This is a genomic window from Neobacillus mesonae, assembly GCF_023715155.1.
GTDB classification, from domain to species: Bacteria; Bacillota; Bacilli; order Bacillales; family Cytobacillaceae; genus Neobacillus; species Neobacillus mesonae_A.
This window is the reverse complement of record NZ_JAMBNQ010000002.1, coordinates 271,862-295,827: the sequence shown is the minus strand read 5'-3', so window position 1 is coordinate 295,827 and position 23,966 is coordinate 271,862. Positions and strand designations below refer to the sequence as shown.

Here is a 23,966-nt window from a genome sequence, read left to right as displayed (position 1 = left end):
TCGTTTGATGAATCCATCATATCTCTGAGGCCAGATGGTTGTAAAATCGCAATTTTCACCTTTTCAAGTAGTGAAGACTTTTGAAAATGAGATTTTTTCAACGCTTTTGTAAAATTTAACCTATTACAGTGATTAATAAATGATTTTTTCAAAGTTCGACAAAGATTTTTCGACATTTGTTTTTAACAGACATATGCTATAATGAGGAAAAAGACAGGAGGGTGTCGATGAAAACGTTTAAATTGTTCTCGTTGGATGTTTTGGAGGATGGTGAAACATCTGTTGAAGTTCCATTGACAGATGGGTTGGTCCTTAACAAAGAGGATGAACATTACACCTGGCTGCTTGAGGCATATACCGATTTAGATCTATATGATTATTTTTATAAAATATTTTCAGAAAAACGTGAAATTATTGTCGAAGCCAAAATCACCAAAAAGGAAAATGCCCCTGCTTATTTTCAAACGAAAATTTGCTCCCTGCTAAAATTTGATCATCACATTAGTGTCCTATTAGAAGGTCATCTCCGTCGTAATAAAAGCGATTACTCCGAGCTGCTGCTCGACAATCTATTGCAAATGGGCCTTGAGGGTCACAAACTGCTCGAAGAATTCAAAGAAAAAATGAAAAGCAAGCCGAAAATTAAAGTAAAAAATTAATAAGCATGGAGCGGTTCTTTTGGAATCTGGAACCTCCCCATGCTTTTTTTAATCTGCTTTATTAGAGTCATTTGAATGGAACTAAATCAGTGGGTGAAAAAAGCTCCCAATGATTGAAGTTTCACTTTATTCGTCCTTATTATCGCGGTCGTTTACGTCGATATCATCCTCAATGATATCTTCTTGCTTGGTATTTCTATCTTTTCCAGGGTCTTTGTCAGTATCCGTATTTTTGTCCTCTGCCGGAGAATAATGATCGTTATCGTTGATGACATCATTTTGATCTGGTGTGAGATCATTGTTATTGTTATTATCCGGTGTCATATCATTGTTGTTATTATCGTTAGGATTAAAATTGGTATCTGTCGGATTATTTACATTTGGCGGCGGCGGATTTTGATTATTATCATTATTACAGCCCACTAACAAAATCCCTGAAAGCACAGAACCAGCGAGCATCATTAAAAGTTTTCTTTTCATGGGAAAGCTCCTTTCAAATGTGTTTTACAAGTATATCTTCCCCGTCATTTGAAAAATCTTGCTAGAACTTTTTTACAGTGGGATAGTTTCGAGAGCTGATTTTGCGATACGCGGATATTTTACTTGGATTCGCAGATAAGTGAGGTTGATTCGCGGAAAAACGGGTGTAATTCGTGGATAAGTCTGAAGAAATTGCGGATAAAAAAGGGAGTGGTGTAAATTTACACTTTGTATATGTTGATGAAAGACAGTTTTGCAGCAGTTTATTGATGTTTTATATCTCATCCCCCCGATGAAAGGCAATTTCACGTCATTTTGCTGCTATTTTGTCTCTCATGCCCACGATGAAAGACAGTTCCACATCATTTTGCTGCTATTTTGTCCTTCATACCTCCGATGAAAGACAGTTCCACTTCATTTTGCTGTTATTTTGTCCTTCATACCCTCGATGAAAGACCGTTTCACTTCATTTTGCTGCTATTTTGTCCTTCATACCCTCGATGAAAGACAGTTTCACTTCATTTTGCTGCTATTTTGTCTTTCATGCCCCCGATGAAAGACCGTTCCACTTCATTTTCCTGCTATTTTGTCTTTCATGCCCCCGATGAAAGACCGTTTCACTTCATTTTCCTGCTATTTGTCTTTCATGCCCCCGATGAAAGACCGTTCCACTTCATTTTCCTGCTATTTTGTCTTTCATGCCCCCGATGAAAGACCGTTTCACTTCATTTTGCTGCTATTTTGTCTTTCATGCCCCCGATGAAAGACCGTTCCACTTCATTTTCCTGCTATTTATCTTTCATGCCTCCAATGAAAGACAGTTTCACTTCATTTTGCTGCTATTTTGTCTCTCATACCCCCGATGAAAGACCGTTTCACATCATTTTCCTGCTATTTTGTCCTTCATAACCACGATGAAAGACAGTTTCACTTCATTTTCCTGCTATTTGTCTTTCATGCCCCCGATGAAAGACCGTTCCACTTCATTTTGCTGCTATTTTGTCTCTCATGCCCCCGATGAAAGGCAATTTCACGTCATTTTGCTGCTATTTTGTCCTTCATAACCACGATGAAAGACAGTTTCACTTCATTTTCCTGCTATTTGTCTTTCATGCCTCCAATGAAAGACAGTTTCACTTCATTTTCCTGCTATTTTGTCTTTCATGCCCCCGATGAAAGACCGTTTCACATCATTTTCCTGCTATTTTGTCCTTCATAACCACGATGAAAGACAGTTTCACTTCATTTTCCTGCTATTTGTCTTTCATGCCTCCGATGAAAGACAGTTCCACTTCATTTTGCTGTTATTTTGTCCTTCATAACCACGATGAAAGACAGTTCCACTTCATTTTGCTGTTATTTTGTCCTTCATAACCACGATGAAAGACAGTTCCACATCATTTTTGCTGCTATTTTGTCTTTCATACCCACGATGAAAGACAGTTCCACTTCATTTTGCTGTTATTTTGTCCTTCATAACCCCGATGAAAGACAGTTTCACTTCATTTTGCTGCTATTTTGTCCTTCATACCATCGATGAAAGACAGTTCCACGTCATTACACAGCTATTTTGTCCTTCATACCCCCGATGCCTTGATATTTTCCCACCCATCTCAAATTTTATCTGCAGTTTTCACAAAGATATCTGCAGTTTCCACAAAGATATCTGCAATTTCCACAAAGATTTCCGCAAATCCCCATAAACAGCAAAAAAACCGGAAACAGGCCACAATACCCGTTCCGGTTTTTCAAAAATAATCTTATTCGTCTACTTCCTCTTTGCGTTTTCGAACTGCGACCACGGTTCCTGCGCCAATCAAGGCGATTAATCCAAAAATGGAGCCTGCTACCAGCGGCTTGTTCTCGGAAAACTTCACGAGTGCTGATTTTTGCGCAATTTCAAACGGTATTTCCTGTTTAGTTTCGTTGCCAGCGTCATCCACAGCCGTTACTTGGATGCGGTACGGGCTGATTTCTGACAGTTTGGTTGTTAATACCGTAGTGCCATTTTTATCGACGGTTTTGTCAAAATTCACAAGCTGGCCGTTTACCAAAATGGACTTAATTTTATCCTGCGGGTTGTCTACATGAACCGCCACACGAACAGAGTCGTAGTACGTTTCATTACTCTTGACGCCTTCGTAGATAACCTTCGGCGCCGTTTTATCCAGGATAAATTCGACGCTTAATTTTTTAATATTGCCAGCTTTGTCCTTCACCTCGAAGAACAGTACGTGCTTGCCTTCAGAAGTAATCGGATCGCCCAGGCGGTATTCTTCGCCGTCCAGTGTTTGTGAAATGATGTCATAGGCATTCAAGTCTTTGATTAACAGCTTAGGAATCAAGTCTTCTTTGAAATACTTATTCGAAATGGGCTCGTTGAACTTGATTGCCGGAGCGGTTTTATCAATCGTAAACACAATCGTCCTCGAGCTGACATTCTTCGCAAGGTCTGTTACGACCGCTTTTAAAACATAATCTCCCTCATTCTTAAGGGTCATGCCATTTTCGTAAGGACGGCCGTTCAGAGTGACGGATGTTTTGCCTTTATCTAAATATTTATCAAAATACTTAACCATCGGCGAAATGTTATTTTTGAAAAATCCGGCTAACACACCTGTGATGGTTAGGTTTGGCTTGGTCGTATCAAGCGTGAAGCTGACGGAAATGGTCGCTTCGTTGCCGGCTTTATCTTTTGCCAGCACCTTGAAATCATATTTCATTTCTTTTGATGCAGTCGGTGCTGTCCGGCCGACATTTTTTCCATTCAATTCAACTGAAACAATGCTGTCATCCCGTTGATCCAGCGCGAACTCCGGTGTGAAAATTTCGTTGATAAACTCGCCGTTCTTTATCACGTGGTTAGTACCTTTGATTTTCGGTGTAATCACCGGCTTGGTTTTATCAATCGTAAAGTGAATTTCCTTTGAAAAACTATTGCCAGCTTTGTCGGTAGCTTCCACTGTGATGTGATAAAGCCCCTCTTTGCTAAAGTTGTGACGCAGTGAGGCGGTATCGCCATTCACGCCAAAACCTCCGGCAGCATAACGTGTTCCATCTCTTGTTACCGTAATCCGATTCACATCCAGGTTAACGTCGCGGATCGTCACACTCACCGGTTTGTCGACATTGTAGTAAGCATCATTGTCCACGCCGGTAATATCAATCGCAGGTTTCGTTTTATCAATTGTAAACGTGCGGTTGACCTCGACCGGACCATTGCCTGCCTTATCCTCTGCCTTCAAGGCAATCGTGTACAAACCATCTTTTGAAAAATTGTAGCTGTGTTTGGATAACGGTTTTTTGTCTGTTACAAATGTACCGATTCCAAACGGTGCTCCGTCTTTTGTGACGGAAAGTGACACATGGTTGGTCTGATAATTTTTCTCCTCCACTGACATGGTCACATTTTTCGACTTTGGATTAAAGGAGTTATGATCGACCCCTTCAATTTTTACAACCGGTTTGGTTGAGTCAATAATGAACGAAATCGGGTCATGAACTGTTTTGCGTCCCGCTTTATCGGTGGAATCCAGTTTCACCACATAATTTCCTTCTTCTCCAAAGTGAAATTTGAGCTCGCCCTTCGTTTTGGAGACCTGCTGCAAATCGCCGATTGCATAAAGCTCCCCATTACGGGTTACCTTAAGGTTCGTCTCGTTTAAATCAATATTTGTATCTCTGACGGTAAAGACCGCCCCTTGGCTCTTGTAATTGTGGTTGTCCTCAATCCCGTCAATGGAAAGCTCAGGATTGGTATGGTCAACCGTAAAGGTGACGGACTGGGTATCGGCTTTGTTACCAGCCGCATCAGCTGCATCCACCGTAATGGTGTACTCGAATTCATCCTTAAATTCATAGCTTAACTTTGATGTTTCGCCTTTATTTTGCCATTCGCCTATATTAATTTTTCGCTTTTCATTTGTAACCGTATTGGTCGCCGTGACGTTAATGTTCACATTATTATTTGAAAAATTATGTTCATCTACCACGATGGAAACGTCTTGATTTTTGCTGTGATAGGCATTATTTTTCATCTGTTCGCCGGTTGCTTTATTTAATATTTGAATGGCTGGCTTCACGGTGTCGACCGTGAACGCAATCGTTTGAACTGTCGCTTTGTTTCCGGCTTTATCTTCAGCAGCCACCTTGATGACATAATCGCCATCTTCGGTAAATGGCAGCGTCAATTCGGAGTGTTCCGCCTTGCTGTCAAACGGCACTTTCTCTTCCTTACCGTGTTTTGTTACCGTCACTTGAACATTGTTCGTTTGATAGTAGGTTTCATCCACGGAAATGACAGTCTGTCCATTTTGAATATAGGAGCCGTTGTCAATGCCGCTGATGTTCACCTTTGGAGCGGTACGGTCAATGGTAAAGCCAATTTCACTTGAACTCTTTTTGCCAAAATGATCTTCAGAGGAAACCTTGATGTGATAAACGCCTTCGTCCTTAAATTGCAGCGTCAATTCCCCTTTAAGCATCCACTTAATTGCATTTTTAATCGACCATTTTAGCTCTGGTTCTATTTTTTCCCCATTACGGGTAATTTCCAAAGCGGTTTTATCTTTTTTAAATGTCAGGTCGTCAACGGAAATGGTGACACCGACTTTATCACTGTTATAATGCACGCCATCTTTTACACCTGAAAAGTCAATCTCTGGTGCGCCGCTGTCAATCGTGAACGTTTTCGTCATTTCCTTCCTATTGCCTGCCGTATCGCGTGCCGCTACATGAATTTCATAGACGCCGTCCTCTTTAAACACCTGCTCAGACTTAGCTGTTTGTCCATCAGGCTTCAGCGGACTGGCTTTGATTTCTTCGCCGTTTTTCTTCACCGTTACTTGGTATTGATCCAAATGCAGGTCGCTGACAGAAACCGCTACGTTTTGCTCTGTATTATATTCCTTTCCATCGTCAACCGGTGAAATGGTAATGTCCGGTGCGGTGGCATCAATCGTAAATTTGCGTGCTGTTTCTTCTTTATGCCCCGCTTTGTCTGTCGATACCAGTTGCAACTCATAGCTGCCTTCTTCGGTAAATGTATAAGCAGCCTTGGCTTTGTTATCCGGATAGGCCGTAAACGGAATCTCCTTCTTATAAGCCTCGCCATTTTTCAGCACATTCAATACGGTTTGACCGACATCCAATGTTAAGTCTTTCACTGTAAAATTGACATCTTTTTTCGTATTGTAAAATTGACCTTCGTCTACACCGGAAATGTTTAATTCTGGGTTAGACTTATCAATTGTCAGCGACATTTCTTCATTTGCCGTATTCCCTGCCTTGTCGGTAGAAGCCAGCTGCAGGAGATAATTCCCTTCGTCTTTCAGCTCCATCTTTTTAAAGGCCTCTTTGCCGGAAAAAACCTTTTCCTGCCCATTGTGGAGGACTTTTAATAAGGTCGCATTTTCATCTGCATTTGTGTCGGTTACGCTGATTGCGAGCATCTTTGAATCATTATAAACCTTTCCGTTTCCTAGGCCGCCGAATCCAAGTTCAGGTTTCTTGGTATCAATCGTGAAACGGTTCTCGCCAAGATTCACCCCGTCAGGATTTTTCCTGTCTTTTACGGTTACATTGACTTGATAGACGCCATCGCCGCTAAGATTCAAGGTCGCTGTTTTGCCTTTTACCGTGAAATTCTTTGTCACACTTTCCGGCTTTCCGTTAACCTTAACTTCAGCGGTTGCTCCCCAAATTGGGATTTGATTTTCCACCATCAGTTCAACAGAGTCATTATAATAACCGTCTCTTCCAGTGTTGGTAATTTTCACACTAGGGCCTTGCTGGACAATCCCAAATGTAACTACTTGCGCGTCACTTACATTGCCAGCCGTGTCGGCTGCCTTAATGGTCACCTTATAATCACCGGTATTGGCAAATGTTAAAAGGGCAGTGTTGTTTTTCCAATTTGGCTGTGTTTCCAGCTGGTATGGGGTATCATCTTTTTCAATCGAGATGGTATCTGTCCCCGGCTTGAAGTGTTCGTCCCTTACATAAATCTTCATTCTGACAGGTTGTTTAGTAAATTCACCATCTGTAAATAGCTTATCCTGAAAATGTGTCTCGACATCGACAACCGGTTTGATTGTGTCTTGCTTAATCGTAAAAGACTTTGACATTTCAGGAATTTTCCAGCTGTTGTCTTTATGAAACGTAATGGTGACTTTAACATCCCCGTCTTCCTTTGTCGGAATGGAGACATCATATATTCCTTTGAAATCTGCAGGCTTTTGCGGCGTAATAGTTTTCCCGTTTGCCTGGATATCGAAAGGCTGCTCTAAAGCAGGCGGTTCTTCTGCATCTTGGGATGGTTCTTCAGTTGAACCGCTTGTTTCAGTATTTGACGGGTCTTCTGTTGAATCACTTGTTGCATTTTCAGTTGAACCGGCTGCTGAATCTTTAGTTGAACTGCTTGCCGGATTTTCATTATTTGCAGATTCTTCTGCGGGACCCCCTGTTGAATTATCTACAGTTTTCTCTGTTTGGGCGGCTTGTTTTTTCGCCGCTTCCTCCGCCCGTTCGGCTTGAATTTTTTCAAAATCCTCACTTAAATCTACCTTGAAATGGATGGTGCTTTCATTGGTAATCCAGTTTGGCTGCTCGCTGGATTCGAGGTCCCAGCGGTCGTCTTGAAAGACGATATATCGTTTGGCGCTGTCTTTCGAAAGAGCCTTCGTACCAAACACAAGCGCGGAAACCAGCAGCACCACCATAGCCAACGCCATAGCCGGCGATATTCTCCTCTTGATCATTTCTCCTATCTCCCTCTACAGAATGGTTGTCGAATGCACAACCATCACATCTATTTCTTTTTTGAAAAAATAATTCTCGTTCTCTTCCGCGATAAGTGTTGTTTCCTCGAGCGGTTCAGGGCTCAGCAGTGTCGTTTCATCCAGTATCCCGGTCTCGTCCAACGGATCCAGCAGTGTGGTCTCTTCCAATTCGCTCAGTAAAGCTGTTTCTTCCATTGGAATAGGGGCTTGTGTGCTGCCCATTTTCGCGGTCAACCGTTTGCGCCCCGTTAGTTCAGAGGAACCCATTGACTCAGGTTCATATGGAGCGGCAGGTTCTGGTATTTGTTTTTTCAGCATAATTTCTTTTGTGATAGGCTTGTCGCCTGACTGCTCCCGGGCAATCCTCCTCTTGGTTTTGCGGAAGTTCCAGCCGGTTAAATCCTCAACCACCCCGGCAATTCCCATTTTGATGTAGAGGACAACCGAAATCACAAGCGTAATCGCAGCGCCCGCCATTCCGCCGTAAAACATAATTTGATAAACCAACGTTTGTCCCCCTTTCAGTGAATTTATGAAATTCGATTCGCGGATAAGCGGCCGGAATTCGCGGATAACTCTTATTGATTCGCGGATAACTTGGCGTAATTCGCGGATATGAGCTGAAAATTCGCGGAAACTTGAAATTTAGCAGGTTTTCCATACGGCAAAAATGCTGATTCCGCCGGTTTTGTCACTAATTCCGCGGGTTTGCTCGTTATTTCCGCCGGATTCCAAGATAATTCCGCCGATTCCTCCGTTATTTCCGCTGAATCCTCCGTTATTTCCGCGAAACCCTAAAAGACAAACTACTCTATTAGCGAATTTCCACCGCTTATTAGCGGAAAATGACTTTCTATCAGAGGATTAGTCTCTCTATTAGCGAAACCCAATTTAGAGAGTTTTTCATTCGAAAAAAATCCTGATTCCGCGGGTTTTCTCGTCATTTTCGCCGGATTCCAAGATAATTCCGCCGATTCCTCCGTTATTTCCGCGAAACCCTAAAAGACAAACCACTCTATTAGCGAATTTCCACCGCTTATTAGCGGAAAATGACTTTCTATCAGAGGATTCGTCTCTCTATTAGCGAAACCCAATTTAGAGAGTTTTTCATTCGAAAAAAATCCTGATTCCGCGGGTTTGCTCGTCATTTTCGCCAGATTCCAAGATAATTCCGCGATTCCTCCGTTATTTCCGCGGAACCCTTCTCTATTACCGAATTCAGCCCTTTATTAGCGAATCCAAGCCTTCTATTACCGAATCCCACACCCGCCGCTACTTAATCCTCAGATTCTCAAACCGGCGTGTGAGTTTTTTAAAGGCCTCATCTTCTTTGGCGCCGGCAATCCCGCTGACTTGCGCATAGACCTGCTTGGCTTCGTTATAATTGCGCTTGCCCTCAGGCTTCGTCTGTTCGATGTCGAGCAATAGATTTCCTAATTTGGTATAAGCATCAATGCTTTTCGGATAGCTTTTAATCGTCTGCCGGAACTGTTCCTTGGCACGGATCGGCTCGCCCATGTCCTGATAAATCGCACCGATTTTCACCAATACGTCTTCTTTATTTTTCACATCCAAATCGAGCACATTTTGATAATGCTCAATCGCCTGCTCGTAGTCATCGCGGGCAGCCAGCTGATCTTGTGAATTCACGCCGCGGCTGTAAAATGCCTGAGCCAGTTTCTGTTCGAAATCCACTTCATACTTCAGCTTTAACTGCTCGTCCTCCATTAGCTGCAGGACCTTATAGGCCTTCTCGACAATCTCAATCGCCTTCGTATTGGCGTCCGGAATCTGCCCCTTGTAGGAGATATAAATATTCGCCAGCGAGTTGTAGTTATCCACTTTTTTCCGGTCATTAGCCAGGCCGTCATTATATTTCTCAAACTGTGTCAGCTTTTTCGAAAAACTTCCATAGTCAATGTTCATCGAAATCATGGTTGTCGCCAAGGATTGATAGTACTTCGCATCCGGAATTTCTTCTTTATCCACATAGCTGAAATGCTTCAACGCTTCACTGTAATTCCGTTTTACATCAAAATAAGTCATCCCCATCTTGAATCGGAGCTCGCTGTTATTTTGAATACCGCCATATTCATCATTGATATAGGTCTCAATTTTCGTCAGCCCGGCGTCCGTCTCATTGCGGCTGATATAAAGGTCAAGCAGATTGATATAGGCTTCCGGCCTTGATTTATCAACGTCCGTGATCGCCTTTTCCAAAATCCCAACCGCCTTCTCCTCATCCCCGTTCATCAGCGCAATGCTCGAGCTGTTGACCAGCTTCATGTAATTCTGAAACTGCGTATTTTTAATCCCCTTCCAGCCGGCCACTGCCGTCGTTGAAAAAATAAGACAGAGCACCACTGGGATGAAAAAAACCGACAATTGTTTGCGCAATTTATTTTTATAACCTTGAGTTAGTTTATTGATATTTTCCAAATCAAACAGCAGATCACTACAGCTTTGATACCTGGCATCCGGCTCGGACTGGGTGCACTTGATGATAATGTGCTCGAGTCCCTCCGGCAGTGCCGCATCCCAGTGACGGATCGGTTTCAGTTCAAACGGCGGTTCATTCAAACTTTTTCCAGTCACCAGATGGTACAATGTCACGCCTAAGCTGTAAATATCGGTCCGCGCATCCGTCTGTTTTCCGGAATGCTGTTCCGGCGCGGCGTACGATTTGGTCCCTAGATTCGTCGTATCGGTTGAGCTGTCCGCCTTAAACTCGCGCGCAATCCCGAAGTCGACGAGCTTAATTTTCCCCTCCGGCGTAAGCATGATATTGTCCGGCTTCATGTCGCGGTAAATGATTGGGTGCGGCTTTCGTGTGTGCAAATAGTTGAGCACCTCGGCCAGCTGCTTCGCCCAGTCAATCACATCATCAGCGGGGAGAACTTTCTCGCGCTTCAGCTTCTCCTTCAGCGACTCGCCCTCGATGTAGTCCATGACCACATAAATGTCACCTTCCGCCTCAATAATGTCGTAAATCTTCGGCAGCGCCCCATGGTCTAATTTTTTCAACAGGTTGGCCTCAGCAATCAGGCTGTTGATGAGAAGCTGATCATTGCTGTGCTCCCGTTTGCGGATATCCTTTACCACCAGCGACTTATTCAGGCGGTTATCCATCGCCAGGTACACAACGCTCATTCCGCCGCGCCCAATTTCCTTCAGAATCTCATACCGTTCATCGATGATCGACCCAATTCGTATCATGAAATCCTCACCGCCATCACCGAGATATTGTCAACTTCCCCGCGCGATTTCACCAGTTCCACCAGCTCAACAATGGTTTCCTTCAGATCCAGATCTTTTTTGGAAAAATGAACTTCGAGTTCGTCGTCGGAAATTTGGTGGTAAAACCCATCTGAACACAACACGAAGACCGAGTTTTCAAGGATCTCGCCACAGTGGAATTCGATTTCGATTTCGTTTGTCGCCCCGACACATTGCAGGAGCACATTCCGCCGCGGATCCCGCTCAGCCTGCTCCAACGTCATATTCCCACGCGCCACTTCACGCGCAACCAGGGTTTGGTCGGTGGTGAGCTGGGTGATCGCAAATTTCGGTTTCTCTGCCGTCAGAACTGCCGGAGTTTCCAGCGGCTGCTCCGCTGCTTCCGGCTGAATCTGCTGCAATAACTGGGTTTCTTCACTTGAATCCTGTGCCTCTCGTTGTCCAAGGCAATAGGCCCGGCTGTCGCCAATGTGAGCAATGATATATGTATCGTTTAAAATGAATAACGCGGTAACGGTTGTCCCCAATTTGACATTTGTGCGTTCCCCGTACTGAAGAATTTTTTCATTCAGCAGTTTGATGGCAGCTTCTACTTCTGTTTGGATGACCGCGGCAAGCCCGCTTAGGCTGCCCGTTTCAGTTTGTTTTTCCAGTTGGTCGCGCAGCAGTTCAGGCAGGTTGTTATCAAACCAATGGGACAGTCCCCGGATGACAGCGGCACTCGCAAGCTCTCCATGGGATAAGCCCCCCATTCCGTCGCAGACAACAAACAGACCCACCTGCCCGAATGGCGTTGCCGCGGTTTTGAGTAGCAGCCCGTCTTGATTGGTTTTCTTTTTCGTGCCGACATCTGTATGGTACGCCGTTAAAAATGCCATCTTGTATAACCCCATTCTTGTTTTGCTTTGTTGATTTTCCCTGATGTTTTAAAACAACCGAAATACAAATTCTTCATTTCCCAATTTGATATGGTCTTCATGCTTGATTTTTGTCTTTTGATTCGGCAGGACCTTCATACCGTTTAGGAAGCTGCCGTTTCTGGAATGCTGGTCGACCAGGAAGTATTCCCCGTTTTCCGTGATGACCTTGGCATGGAGCCGGCCGACGACCTTATTTTTCGAAACATAGTCGGCTTGTTCAGGGTCGCGGCCCATTTTGAATTCATAGCTGGTGACCTCAATTTTTTCCTTGGAGGCGGCTGCAATGAGAAATGGCCTTGCAGCGGCATAATTAGAAACCCCAAGTGTGGTGGTTCCTTCTTCCTCCTCATCCCGCCTGCCAGATAAAACCGTTGTGCCCTCTTCCTCAAGCCGATCATGGGCCATTTTCGGCATAATGTTAATCGAAGTGCCGCCAATAGATGCTGCCCCTTTTAACAGGGACTCGCCTTCCCCCAGTTCCGTGCGGGTGATACGCTTGTACTGTACCTCTTCCTCAATTTCCAGCTTCTGATTGGATTTCTTGTCAGACTTTTTGCTGCTATATTCGGAAGAAAGGATGCCATTTTCAACCGAAGTTGCTGCCTCCATTCTTCCAGGGCTGTAAAAATGACCGGGTTCTTCTTTTAATGGAATCTCCTTGATGGATGCGAGTTCCGTTATTTTTTTTCTAAAATCAGCCGGATCCAACTCGTCCTCGCCTGCAAGATAATTATGCAGTTTGATGAAAAATACGAGGTCATCGGATTCATCGAATGTGGTGGTGTTTAATAATTCGCTGATGAACGTCTTCATTGATACCTTTTCAAAAACATTATTTTTTACAGGCAAATAGATAAAAGCTAATCTGTTTGAAAAGTGATCAAGGAAGATATATTGTTTGTTCAACAGCAGGTTGTCCGGGTTAAGGCCTGTTTGCTGTAATTCAATCAAACTGTCGGCCAAGTTTACTAGATTCAGAGCAAGCTGCTGTTTCGTCAGTGTGCCTTTAAATAGTTCTCCCAGTGTCCGGTTAAAAATTTGATCATACCTGACAAGAACCTCATCTTCCTTTTGCAGCAATGCCCAAGGAAGCAGCCCCGGGGCCTCTTTGGATACCATTATCTCTTCCGGCTCTACGCCTTCAGGAAGGGAAAAAAATAAAAATTGGGATCCTCCGTAACTTTCCACCCTCAAATCCAAATCCCTCATCATCATCCATCGTCTCCCATCTTGAACCTTTATTAAAAATCAACTGTCCATTCCACGCATACAAATGTCCACGAGTGGTACCCAATTCCAGCTCCCATTTTGGGCGAGCTGGAATTGGCTTTAGCCGGAGCGCTCAAATTATCTGAATGCGCTGGCGTTGTTGTTGATGGCTGATTCTGTGGAATCATATGAATTTACTGTTTGGTCAAGGAATTTTCCATAGCTGTCCACGATTTGGCGGAAGTTTTCAAACTTCGGCTGCAGGGCGTTAAAGTTGTTTCTGATGGTATTGGATGCATCAGAATTCCAGGTGTTTTGTAAGGCATTCATTTCTTTTCTGATATCTGCAAGACGATCTGTCAGCTGGTTGTTCAGCGTGCGGATTTGGTTCGCCGTGCTTGACACCTGGTTGAGGGTAATTTTAATTCCTTCTACTGCCATTTTTCAGCACCTCCTCTATTGTGTTTATTAGTTTATTAGTTTGTTAAACGCTTCGCTGCCGAAACGATGTCATTTTGAGTATTGCGGTATGTTTTTGCACTCATCTTTAAAAATTCAGAGTACTGTCTCATCAGCTGGGACATCTTTTGGAAATCATCCATGAAGCCTTTGATTTGGGTAGTATATGCTACGTTATCCTGACCTTGCCAAGCTGCCTGCATCCCATCTACTTCATTAAAAAGTGCTTTATAAAGCTTTTCATATTCCGCAGATTGCGCATCAATCTTAGCAGATGCTTCCTCCAGTCTCGCTGGATCAACCATAATGGATCTTGCCATTCCTATCACCTCCTTTAATCTTGTTTGAGCTGCACCATTTTACAGGGTGCGGCTTTTGCGGCTTTTGCGCTGTTTGCGGCTTTTGTGATTTTTGTAGTTTTTGCCGTCTTGGCAGCCTGATTAGCGGTGCCTGACGACCTTCGTGGACATTTGTACGCCTGGGGCGGACAGTTTTTTATAGTTTTAAAAATAGAGCCTTGATTCTATTATTCTTTTAGGTGCTGTGGGACCAAGAGGGGGCGGAAAGGGACTTCTTGTCTTTTAAGCGTTCGCTATGGGATGCTTATCTGACCTCTTGTAATTTGCCTCATAGGTGCTGTCTATGGGACTAAAACCACCTTCCGATAGGTGATTCTGTCTCATAGAACTCTCTATGGGACAAAGCCGGCCTTCCAAATTCGAATTGGGTCCCATCGAAACCCGAACTCCCTGCTTTGTGCTTCTATAAAAGACAGTTTGCTAGGATTTAGCAAAGGATTTGTCTTTAAGAGACTTTATTAAAGACAGTTCCAATGGAGACCGACCTTTTCTGTCCTTCATCCTGCTTATGAAGGACAGTTTCTCTTGGTTTGCAACCCTTTCTGTCCTTCATCCTGCTTATGAAAGACAGTTTCTCTTGGTCTTCTACCTTTTCTGTCCTTCATACCCTCTATGAAAGACAATTTCTCATGGTCCTCAACCTTTTCTGTCCTTCATCCTGCTTATGAAAGACAGTTTTACATGGTTTCCAACCTTTTCTGTCCTTCATCCTGCTTATGAAAGACAGTTTTACATGGTTTCCAACCTTTTCTGTCCTTCATCCTGCTTATGAAAGACAGTTTTCCATGGTCTTCTACCTTTTCTGTCCTTCCTGCTTATGAAAGACAATTTCTCATGGTTTGCAACCTTTTCTGTCCTTCATACCCTCTATGAAAGACAATTTCTCATGGTTTAAAGCCTCTTCTGTCCTTCATCCTGCTTATGAAAGACAGTTCCTCATGGTCTGCAACCCTTTCTGTCCTTCATCCTGCTTATGAAAGACAGTTTTTCATGGCTTGCAACCCTTTCTGTCCTTCATCCCCTCTATGAAAGACAGTTTCTCATGGTCTGCAACCCTTTCTGTCCTTCATCCTGCTTATGAAAGACAGTTTCTCATGGTCCTCAACCTTTTCTGTCCTTCATACCCTCTATGAAAGACAATTTCTCATGGTTTAAAGCCCTTTCTGTCCTTCATACCCCCTATGAAAGACAGTTTCTCATGGTCTTCTACCCTTTCTGTCCTTCATCCTGCTTATGAAAGACAGTTCCTCATGGTCTTCTACCTTTTCTGTCCTTCATACCCTCTATGAAAGACAGTTCCTCATGGTCCTCAACCTTTTCTGTCCTTCATCCTGCTTATGAAAGACAATTTCTCATGGTCCTCAACCTTTTCTGTCCTTCATACCCTCTATGAAAGACAGTTTCTCATAGTCTGCAACCCTTTCTGTCCTTCATCCTGCTTATGAAAGACAGTTTTTCAACTTCCGTAGCACTTTTTGCCTTCAAGACGCACTATTAAAGACAATTCCACACTTCCCGCAAGTCTTTTTGTCTCCAAGAGTCCCCTTGAAAGACAGTTTCCCTTTTCAAACAACCCCTTTTGTCTTCAATAGCGACTTTAAAAGATTTTGTCACAACGCAACGCCTTAAAGCAGCATCAATTTCGCGCCATTCTCCAGTCCTAGTTCTTCCACCGTCCGATTGATATCAAATACCTGGCCGGTGGACCGGTCGCAGATGATGGTCTGCTCGGGGTTTGCCTTGAAATAGCCTTGGGATAGCTCTGATACGGTGTTGGCCAGCAGATAAGCTACTTCGTACATTTTGCTTTCGAGCGGGATGAACGCGTCATAGCTGCTGCCGGCAGCAGGGCTGTAGACTTCGACTAAGATTTTAGACATATTGCACAGCCTCCTCTTCCCTAGCCGCTGATGTCAGCAGTTTCACCTGCGAGACTTTTCCTTTGCGGATGATGTAGCCGAAGCCGTCCGCCAGTTCCTCATACAGCCCGTTTGAAAATTTCGCGAGTTTCAGCACATATTGGTCGGCGATCCCGTTGCCGACCCATATCGCATCGTGTAGCGATACATGCTGTTGGAACCAGGATTCATACGTAATGGAGTTGAATTTGTCGGCTGCATCCCCGATAACAAACGATACGTTCAACCCATTTCCTTTTTCTAAAAATACCTTCAGTTTATCGCGTCCGTCTTCGGATAATTGTTCGTTCAATTCGTTGAATGCATGAATAATCACCATTACCTCCCCGAACACCGGCGCTTCGAGGCCGGCTTCAATGGCATCCTTCGAGGTGTTATTGCGATACACCAGCATGTTGAACAATTCCACAATTTTATCTTCTAATGGCTTACTTCCGGTCACATATTGGTACCCGATACAGCTGTCTTCCGTAAAGTCCTCCTCAGGGTCAAGGACGATTACTTCACTGTCGCCTTTTACGGCTGCTATTTCAGCAAGTCCCTGCAGGAACGCAGTACTCTCACTGGCATCTGCCGCAGCGGTCAACGTGATATATTGCCCAGCGAAATCATAGTTTGCGACCTTCAGTGTTGCTTTTTCCACACCAACCGGCAGCCCTTGCCCAAACTGAATATCATCCCGCAGATAGTCAAGGTCGACGGTTTCCGGTAAAATCGGAATCCGCTTCGCCCCGGCCTTATTCCACTTCTGCTGCCAGCTTTGGCAGTAGTTAGTGACAAAGCGATACACGTCCCGTGACGCCGCCTCTGAGATTTGCGCGGTCTGGAATTCATAAACTTCATCCGCTTTGAAAATCCCCCGTCCTTTAAACTTCGACGGGTACACGCCGTCCACATTACCTAAAACAGCTGAGTATTCAGTCGTGTCATTGAGCTGCAATACATACATCTGCTTAAAGTTCTGCAGCAGTTTGTAGCGGACTGCACCTGTATTCAATGCGGTCACAACGAAATAAAGACCATACTTCGTTCCTTCACGTGTTAAATAGGAAATCATTTCTTCAAATTGTTCATAGGTCTCGGAAAAGGCGGAGTAGTTGTGGATCATCACTACAATGGCCGGTACCGGCTCATCCGCCATTTCGTTGTACATTTTAAAGTCGCCGCCATATTGAGTAAACCGTTTTTTCCTTGTGGCTACTTCACTCCCAAGCATTTTAAAGAGATTATCGATTTTTTCTGCTTCATGTGACAGCATCACATCGCCGACATGTGGTGCGCCCTGATACCAGCTCAGCGTTTCTGAGCCGAAGTCAAGCGCATAGATGTTGACTTCTTCCGGCGTGTGCTCTTCCATTAATGAATACATCAGCGTTGTCAGGAAAGTTGTTTTTCCGCTTCCGGCCACACCATAAACAATCGTGTTCCCTTCCTGAGTGATCGGCAGCCTCAATAACAGCTGGCGCTGGCGGGCTGGATCGTCGTATTCGCCGATAACCGGGTTGAGGTTGAAATGGCGTGACGCCGCACCAGCCCCGACACGATATTTCCCCTTCAACTCATCGACAAACACATCCGCAGGAATCGGCTCAAGCCACAGCGGCTTCACCGAAATCCCCTCTTGGTCTGCTAAGTTCTCCAAGTACTTCGTCACTTCATCAATCTGTTTCGGCGGATTTTTTATCTTACCTTTTCGCTTGTCAATCCGCGCACTTTTGATGGCGCGGCCTAAGTGATCAATGACGGTAATGCCGTCATCTTTGCGTTTTTCCACCTTATCAGCCGGATAGTACGGTGCACCGGCCCATGCCGACTGCCCAAGTTCGAACAATTCGTTATAGCCGACCTGCAAATAGAACCGGCCTGTCTGCGATAATTCTGCTGCATCCGGACGTTTTATGACCTCCATACTGTCCGCTTTTTCCTGCACCTTCAAGCTGATGCGGAATTTACTGTTACTCCAAATTTGATCGTCCACGACACCGGAAGGCTTTTGTGTGGCTAAAATCAAATGGACGCCAAGGCTCCGGCCTATCCGGGCCGCGCTGACAAGCTGTTCCATAAACTCCGGCTGCTGTGTTTTTAACTCAGCAAACTCGTCGGAAATCATGAACAAATGCTGCAGCGGCTCACGCACGACACCTTCGCGGTACAGTTTTTGGTATTTATAAATATCGATATTGCTTTCGTTCAAGCGTCTGCTTGTTTCGCTAAAAATTGCCTGGCGCCGCTTCAATTCACTTTGGATTGAAATCAGTGACCGCTTCACTGCGGCACCGTCTAAGTTGGTGATCGTACCGGCAAGATGCGGCAGGTTCAAGAAGGCATTGGCCATTCCGCCGCCTTTATAGTCGATTAAAATAAAAGCCACTTCATCCGGGTGGTAGTTTACCGCAAGCGACAGAATGAACGTCATGATGAATTCACTTTTTCCAGAACCGGTCATTCCGGCAATCAAGCCGTGCGGTCCATGGAATTTCTCATGTAGATCCAGCAGGAACGGTTCGCCGGTGCGGCCCACGCCAATCGGTGCTTCCAGCGTCCGTGTTGGATTGTTCTCTTTCCATCGTGTTAAAGCATTTAGGTGTTCGACCTTGCCGACCCCGAACATTTCTAAAAATGTCATCATATCCGGCAATGTGTAGGCCGCTGCGGATGATGCCAATTCGATATTGGCAAGCTTCACCGCCATTTCTTCGGCATCGCGTGTCATATAAATATCCGGTATAAACGGCAGGTATTTGCCTGAAATATCATCTTTGTCGTAAATTTTTCCGATATTCTCCGGCTGCACCTCGCCCAATTCGCCCTTGCTGTAGTTTTTCCCGGCCTTTTCGAGCCCTGGCAGTTCCACCACATTGGAGCATTCTTTTGGCAGGTGTTCCAGTTCGTCATACAGTGTGACCAAACTGAATCCGAGCTGCTGCTTTTCTTTTAACAGCTGGTTAATTATTTCCGTTTTCGCCGCAAGCTCCCGGCTCATTGAGAACACCACATAATGCGGCGACATTTCCGCATCTTCCGGTCCATTCATCAGACGCTCAGTTCTTGCCGCCATTTCTTTTTCAAAAAAGGAAGACAGTTCCTTCGCTTCGTTTGCATCAGCGGCAATGAAGCGCATGCTCTTCGTTTCATTCCAGACGTGTGGCAGCCATTTCGCAAACTTCCATACATCTGCTTCACTTTCATCGTACAAAAAGACAAATTTCAACTCATCATAACTATGTAAAGCGGCTAATTGAAAAATCATTCCTTTGACAAAGGAAGTTACTTTTTCCCGCTTGCCGATAATCCCGCTGACTCGTTCTTCCATCAGGGAAATCGTAATCGGCACCTGTTTGAGGATTTGCGGCGTCTCCGCTAATTCATAAAGAGCATCCCGCAGATTGTCATCCTCAAGGGCAAATTTTTTCTCTGGGTACTTGATATCAGCAGCCAACGGCAGATTGCCAATCCCGACTCTTATTTTCAAAAAGTCATTCTGCCCGATGACCCGCTCCCACAATGTGCGTTCGCGGTTGTCGATTCGGTTCAGGCAGTTTGCAAGCGGGATATGGTTTTCGTGCAAGATATCCCATTGGTACTCACATTCTTTCGCGATGACCTGTTTCATTTCTTCAATATAGGCACTGTATTTTTCCTGGCGCTTCTTTTCATGGGCGATTTTGCGTTTCTTTTCATAGCGCTTCGTTAAAATCGGCCAGAGAATCATCCCAAGCAGCATGCTGACAGACATGATTAAGGTCGGCATCGCATACATCCAGTCGCCATTTGACCGCGTCACGTTCATAACTGCGAACACCCCGGTTGCAAGCGACCCCATTCCCATCGTAATCGATGGGCCGAGAAGCAGCATGAGCGGCGTCTCCTCTAATTGGTTAGGAGCTGGCGGCGGGTCAATTTTAATCATCTTCCGTTCAATCTCGCGTTTAAACCTTGGCGAGCGGTAAAATAATTCAGCTGTATCCTCCACATTCTGGAAGTCATCGAGCCCATCATCTTCTTCGGGTGCAGGCTCACTCACGATATGCAGCTTGAATGCATTCCGGTTCAAAAAGACCTGCTGGTGCGGGTTATTTAAGGAAAGTAGTTTTCCATTAAAAATAATCTTCAGGCCCATAATCGTTATCACGTCGCCAATGGCAAGAACATGTTCCGAAACTCTCCCGCCGTTGACATAGGTGCCGTTCGCACTGTTTAAATCGCGAATGACAGCCTGCCCGTCTCCTTTATATTCGATCACGGCATGGGTGCCTGACACCAATTTGTTGGTAAAACAAATATGGTTCTCCTTTAGCCGGCCGATTTTAATGCTGGCGGATGCGGCAATATGCCTGGTAAACTCGTTGCGGTCCTCACTGTAGGGTTCGGCATACAGGAGTGCTGCGGCATCTCCTTCCCTTTGGATCGCATAGGTCATAAACGGCTCTACCAAGGCTTTCTTTTGATCTTGTATGTATGCATATTTATTGGATTTGATATACCAGCATCCCTTTTCCGCTTCGACGGCAATGAGGTCCTGCGGCTGTCCCTCTTGATTGGTCGTCTTCAGGACATATCTCCCAGTAATCTTTTCCGGTAAGACCATATCGAATGCCTTACCTCGGTCAAAAAGTGTTAAAATCAAGACGGTTCTCTCCCTAGAGTCCTGCTACTTTACGTATTTTTTCCATATTTTATATGATAAAGAACTTTTTACGTAATGAGTACTATCTTTGGAATCATTTTTCCAGCTGGCAGCTAGGCATTTTTTCCTATCAACAACAAAAACCACCACAAACGTGATGGTGTCATCCTGCTTTTATCCTGCATTAACAGGCAGTAATCCCCGCGCTTCAAGGCTTAGCGCAAGCAAGAAGTATATGCGAGGCATAACTGCTGCATGCACCCGATTGGTGAGATACCATGAACTTGCCGTCGTGATATTTGGATCACGGGCTCCCCCTTGATATTTGAGACAGTAGGACGGGACTAACAATCGCGGGGGATCCCCCCCCCGCTAATGAAGTTCCCCATTATCCCTGATTCACCATTGCTGCCACGGTACCCACGCCGTTTAACAGGCCGCACCACTCTTCATGGGTGTTCAGCTCAATATGGACAGGGGTTTTCCGGTCTTCCGTGTATTCGACAATCCAAATGCCGGCATCTGATGGCAGGAAGAACACGATATTTTCAAGAATCGGGTCAGCTTCCATGCTTGGGATATTGAAAAAAGAAATATTCATCAGCAACCAGGAATTTTTTTCCAGGTCTGTGATAAAATGATCAAAGCTTTGCTCTTCTTCCGGTGCAAAGCGGTTCTTTTTCCTAACCTTTTCAGTCTTATCCGGCTTGCTCAGTAAATCGAACATCTTGTCCGTAAGCTGGAATGATGCAGATTTTTCCGAAGGTGCGTCCGAAAAAGAATAATAGCTTCGGATGATTTCAGGAATTTCTTCCTCATTTATGTAAGAAAATTCATGGAACATGTCCTGGTCAATGACATGGCTCATCCATTTGTCCTGCCCGACATGGTGGATCATTAAAATATTGGCCCCCGTTTGGTGCACACAGCGAATCATCCATTTCGATTCCACATATTCGCGGATAAACTGCTGTGCTTCCTCGCTAAAGGGAACTTCATCGCGCCTTTCTTTTTCACTGTCCCACACCTGCTTCAGGATTAACTGACGGGCGGCCGTCCCCATAATGGCTTCCCATTCCTGCGGCGTTTTTTCACCGAGAGATGCCTCCGCAATCCCCTTCGCAACACCGGGATATCCGCAGACCGTGACCATTAACGCAAGCTCCTCAGCGGTGCACGTGATAATATACTCCATTTCTCCCCCTCCTTTCTATAGAAAAATAGCTTCCAATATAAATTTAAGAATATAGTAGATAATGACGCTGGCAATAAACAGAATAATATTTGCCATCAGCATGAGAAGTTTCCGTTTTGCCCATGAGTACTTTTTCACCTTTTTGGCAATAAAAGCCCCTGCCCCAAAAAAGAAGTTCACGATGAACGTCAGTACTTTTTCAAAAAGATTCCGGGGATTTTCATAATACCCTGCCTCATAAATATTCAGGATCATCTGTCCAAAAATCATAATTAAAACACTATATATTACTTGGATACATAAATAATAAACAATCAAACCTCTGATGATTTCCAATGTTTCCGGTGTCATAATTCACCCTAACCTTTTTACTATTTAAACCAGCTTCCTACTGATTTAAAAGCTTTTCCAATACCTGATGATGCTGCTTTAATCCCGCTGTCGACCAATGCGCCGGCCTTTTCACCGACTTCCTTGATTTGATCTTCAAAAACCGTACTTGCCACAGCACCTACTACACCCCCGACAGCACCGCCGATAATAATACCAGCCGGGCCGCCGATACTGCCAATCATAGCGCCGACTTTTACACCGCCGGAAATGGCTACAAGATCTGATGTAAATCCAGCAGCCGCTCTGCCTGTTTTTTCCGCAAAGGTCTTATTGGCATTCGCCGGGTCCCAAATTTCTCCTGCATTTGCCCCAATAGAAATAAGGGTCCCCGCCAGCGGGATTTTCCTGGCCGCTTTCGTCCAGCCTTTTCCATCCAATACGGCTTCCGCAACCTCTTTCGTACCCGCCGTAATCCGGCCGTGGAATGTGCCTGCTAACGTATTCGCCTTCATCATCCCGTTCACGTTTTTCGGGAATCCTGCCGCATGCTTCAACATCGCAGATGGGCTTGTATACGAAGTCACAAGTTTATGAAGCTGTTTAACAATCGGATTCGTCGGATTCGATTTGGAAAAATTATAAATGGCACGGGCCACTTTAGAAGAGTAGTTTCCACGACGTGTCCAGGAAGCATCTGCCCGCACCGTAAATTTGTAGTCACCCTTTATTTTTTGCAAAAATGTCGGTTTACCATTGATGTAGCGGATGTTGAGCTTGCGGGTATATCCGCTCGCTGCCAAAAGTGAAAAAACTTGTGAGGCTAACAAAACATTATCCCCATCGCCGAGAGCGGAGTCCACCTTGTCAATGACCCCTAAGATATCATTCATGATGCTGGATTCCTCTTGTTTTTTACTGCCTTTAGAAGCTTTTATTTCCCCTGACTTTTTCACAAGCCCCTGCTCTGTCCGTTGATAGCGGTCCATCGATTGATCGATAAATCGATCAAGTTCGCGCATGTGCATGACAATTTTGTTGAGTTCATTCAAAGAGCTGCTTAGCTTGAGGTCAATATTTCTGCGGCTTAAAATTTTGCGGTCAATCCCATGTCGTAATGAGGAGATATCCCCTTTCACGTCCTCCACTCTGGCAATTTTCGTACCGAGAATGTTTCCCGTACTTCTTACATAATCTGTATGTACTTTGATTAACGCCAAACGAGCATACCTCCTTTGCTGGCTATTGTTTTGTTTTTTTTAGTTTTGGCTTATCGGCCCGCTTTTGCGGCTTCAGCCTTTGCCTTGGCCTCTGCTTCCGCCTTCGCCTTTGCCTCTGCCTCGGCTCTTGCCTTTGCTTCCTCTTCCCGTTTGATTTGTTCAGCCGCAGCGATAATATCCGATCCAATTTGCTGGAGCTTAGAAGAAAGCTGTGAAATTTCTTGATTAATCTTCTCAATCGATTGGTTGACGTATGTCATCTCTTTTGCCTGCCAGCCTTGATTCAGACTGCCCTTTACCTGGCTCATGCTGTTCTGAATCCCTCTCAATGACTGTGCGCAATCCTTTACCCGATTCGCTTGAGAATGTGCCAATCCCACATTAATACCCACTAAAATCACCCGCTTTTACCTTAACTTTACAAATCCCCCATAATTACCATTACTATTATAGTAGTTTTATCATCCTACCAAAATAGGACTAAATAATCGTTTTTGGGAAAAATAGTATGATGTGGATGTGGTAGTGTTTCGTGGAGTTTCCTGTCGTAATGATCGGCAGTGTTTTGCGGAA

The 23,966-nt window shown here is 44.7% G+C and carries 15 protein-coding genes; 1 reads left to right on the top strand and 14 read right to left on the bottom strand.

Translation table 11 applies throughout. The features are described 5' to 3' along the window. Positions 1-227: 227 nt before the first annotated feature. Positions 228-659, top strand: coding sequence for a YwpF-like family protein (locus M3183_RS04255; RefSeq protein WP_251466814.1), 432 nt, complete (start codon positions 228-230; stop codon positions 657-659). A 126-nt stretch (positions 660-785) separates the two neighbouring features. Here M3183_RS04255 and M3183_RS04250 read toward each other — a convergent pair whose 3' ends face one another. The 14 genes from M3183_RS04250 to M3183_RS04185 form a co-directional block, all read right to left on the bottom strand. After that, positions 786-1,139 (bottom strand): hypothetical protein, encoded by a 354-nt coding sequence (locus tag M3183_RS04250; protein ID WP_251466813.1) that lies wholly within the window; start codon positions 1,137-1,139, stop codon positions 786-788. Between the two features lie 1,760 nt (positions 1,140-2,899). After that, a complete protein-coding gene (locus tag M3183_RS04245) occupies positions 2,900-7,897 on the bottom strand; it encodes an Ig-like domain-containing protein (protein WP_251466812.1) in 4,998 nt (1,665 codons plus the stop codon). Between the two features lie 15 nt (positions 7,898-7,912). Next, positions 7,913-8,425, bottom strand: coding sequence for a hypothetical protein (locus M3183_RS04240; RefSeq protein ID WP_251466811.1), 513 nt, complete (start codon positions 8,423-8,425; stop codon positions 7,913-7,915). Between the two features lie 765 nt (positions 8,426-9,190). Then, positions 9,191-11,134, bottom strand: coding sequence for a protein kinase domain-containing protein (locus tag M3183_RS04235; RefSeq protein WP_251466809.1), 1,944 nt, complete (start codon positions 11,132-11,134; stop codon positions 9,191-9,193). Beyond that, positions 11,131-12,033: a PP2C family protein-serine/threonine phosphatase gene (locus M3183_RS04230; RefSeq protein WP_251466807.1), complete on the bottom strand. Its 903-nt coding sequence runs from the start codon at positions 12,031-12,033 to the stop codon at positions 11,131-11,133. The genes M3183_RS04235 and M3183_RS04230 overlap by 4 nt, the downstream gene beginning before the upstream one ends. A gap of 48 nt (positions 12,034-12,081) precedes the next feature. After that, complete coding sequence (locus tag M3183_RS04225; RefSeq protein WP_251466805.1) at positions 12,082-13,290, bottom strand: FHA domain-containing protein; 1,209 nt, start codon at positions 13,288-13,290, stop codon at positions 12,082-12,084. Between the two features lie 132 nt (positions 13,291-13,422). Beyond that, positions 13,423-13,725: a pore-forming ESAT-6 family protein gene (locus M3183_RS04220; RefSeq protein ID WP_251466803.1), complete on the bottom strand. Its 303-nt coding sequence runs from the start codon at positions 13,723-13,725 to the stop codon at positions 13,423-13,425. Positions 13,726-13,760: 35 nt separating this feature from the next. Next, the gene (locus M3183_RS04215) at positions 13,761-14,063 is read right to left on the bottom strand and encodes a WXG100 family type VII secretion target (RefSeq protein ID WP_251466802.1); all 303 of its coding nucleotides are present in this window, start codon (positions 14,061-14,063) and stop codon (positions 13,761-13,763) included. Positions 14,064-15,727: 1,664 nt separating this feature from the next. After that, on the bottom strand, positions 15,728-15,982 hold the full coding sequence (locus M3183_RS04210) for a methyltransferase (protein ID WP_251466800.1): 255 nt from the start codon (positions 15,980-15,982) through the stop codon (positions 15,728-15,730). After that, positions 15,975-20,648 carry a type VII secretion protein EssC gene (gene essC, locus M3183_RS04205; protein ID WP_251466798.1) on the bottom strand — a complete coding sequence of 1,558 codons (4,674 nt, stop codon included), beginning with the start codon at positions 20,646-20,648 and terminating at the stop codon, positions 15,975-15,977. Before essC ends, M3183_RS04210 begins: the two co-directional genes overlap by 8 nt. A 388-nt stretch (positions 20,649-21,036) precedes the next feature. Further along, positions 21,037-21,843 carry a hypothetical protein gene (locus M3183_RS04200; RefSeq protein WP_251466797.1) on the bottom strand — a complete coding sequence of 269 codons (807 nt, stop codon included), beginning with the start codon at positions 21,841-21,843 and terminating at the stop codon, positions 21,037-21,039. Positions 21,844-21,858: 15 nt separating this feature from the next. Beyond that, positions 21,859-22,194 (bottom strand): hypothetical protein, encoded by a 336-nt coding sequence (locus M3183_RS04195; RefSeq protein WP_251466795.1) that lies wholly within the window; start codon positions 22,192-22,194, stop codon positions 21,859-21,861. A 20-nt stretch (positions 22,195-22,214) separates the two neighbouring features. Next, the gene (locus M3183_RS04190) at positions 22,215-23,393 is read right to left on the bottom strand and encodes a hypothetical protein (RefSeq protein WP_251466792.1); all 1,179 of its coding nucleotides are present in this window, start codon (positions 23,391-23,393) and stop codon (positions 22,215-22,217) included. A gap of 50 nt (positions 23,394-23,443) precedes the next feature. Continuing rightward, positions 23,444-23,785, bottom strand: a complete 342-nt coding sequence (locus M3183_RS04185; protein ID WP_251466790.1) for a WXG100 family type VII secretion target — start codon at positions 23,783-23,785, stop codon at positions 23,444-23,446. Positions 23,786-23,966 lie beyond the last annotated feature (181 nt).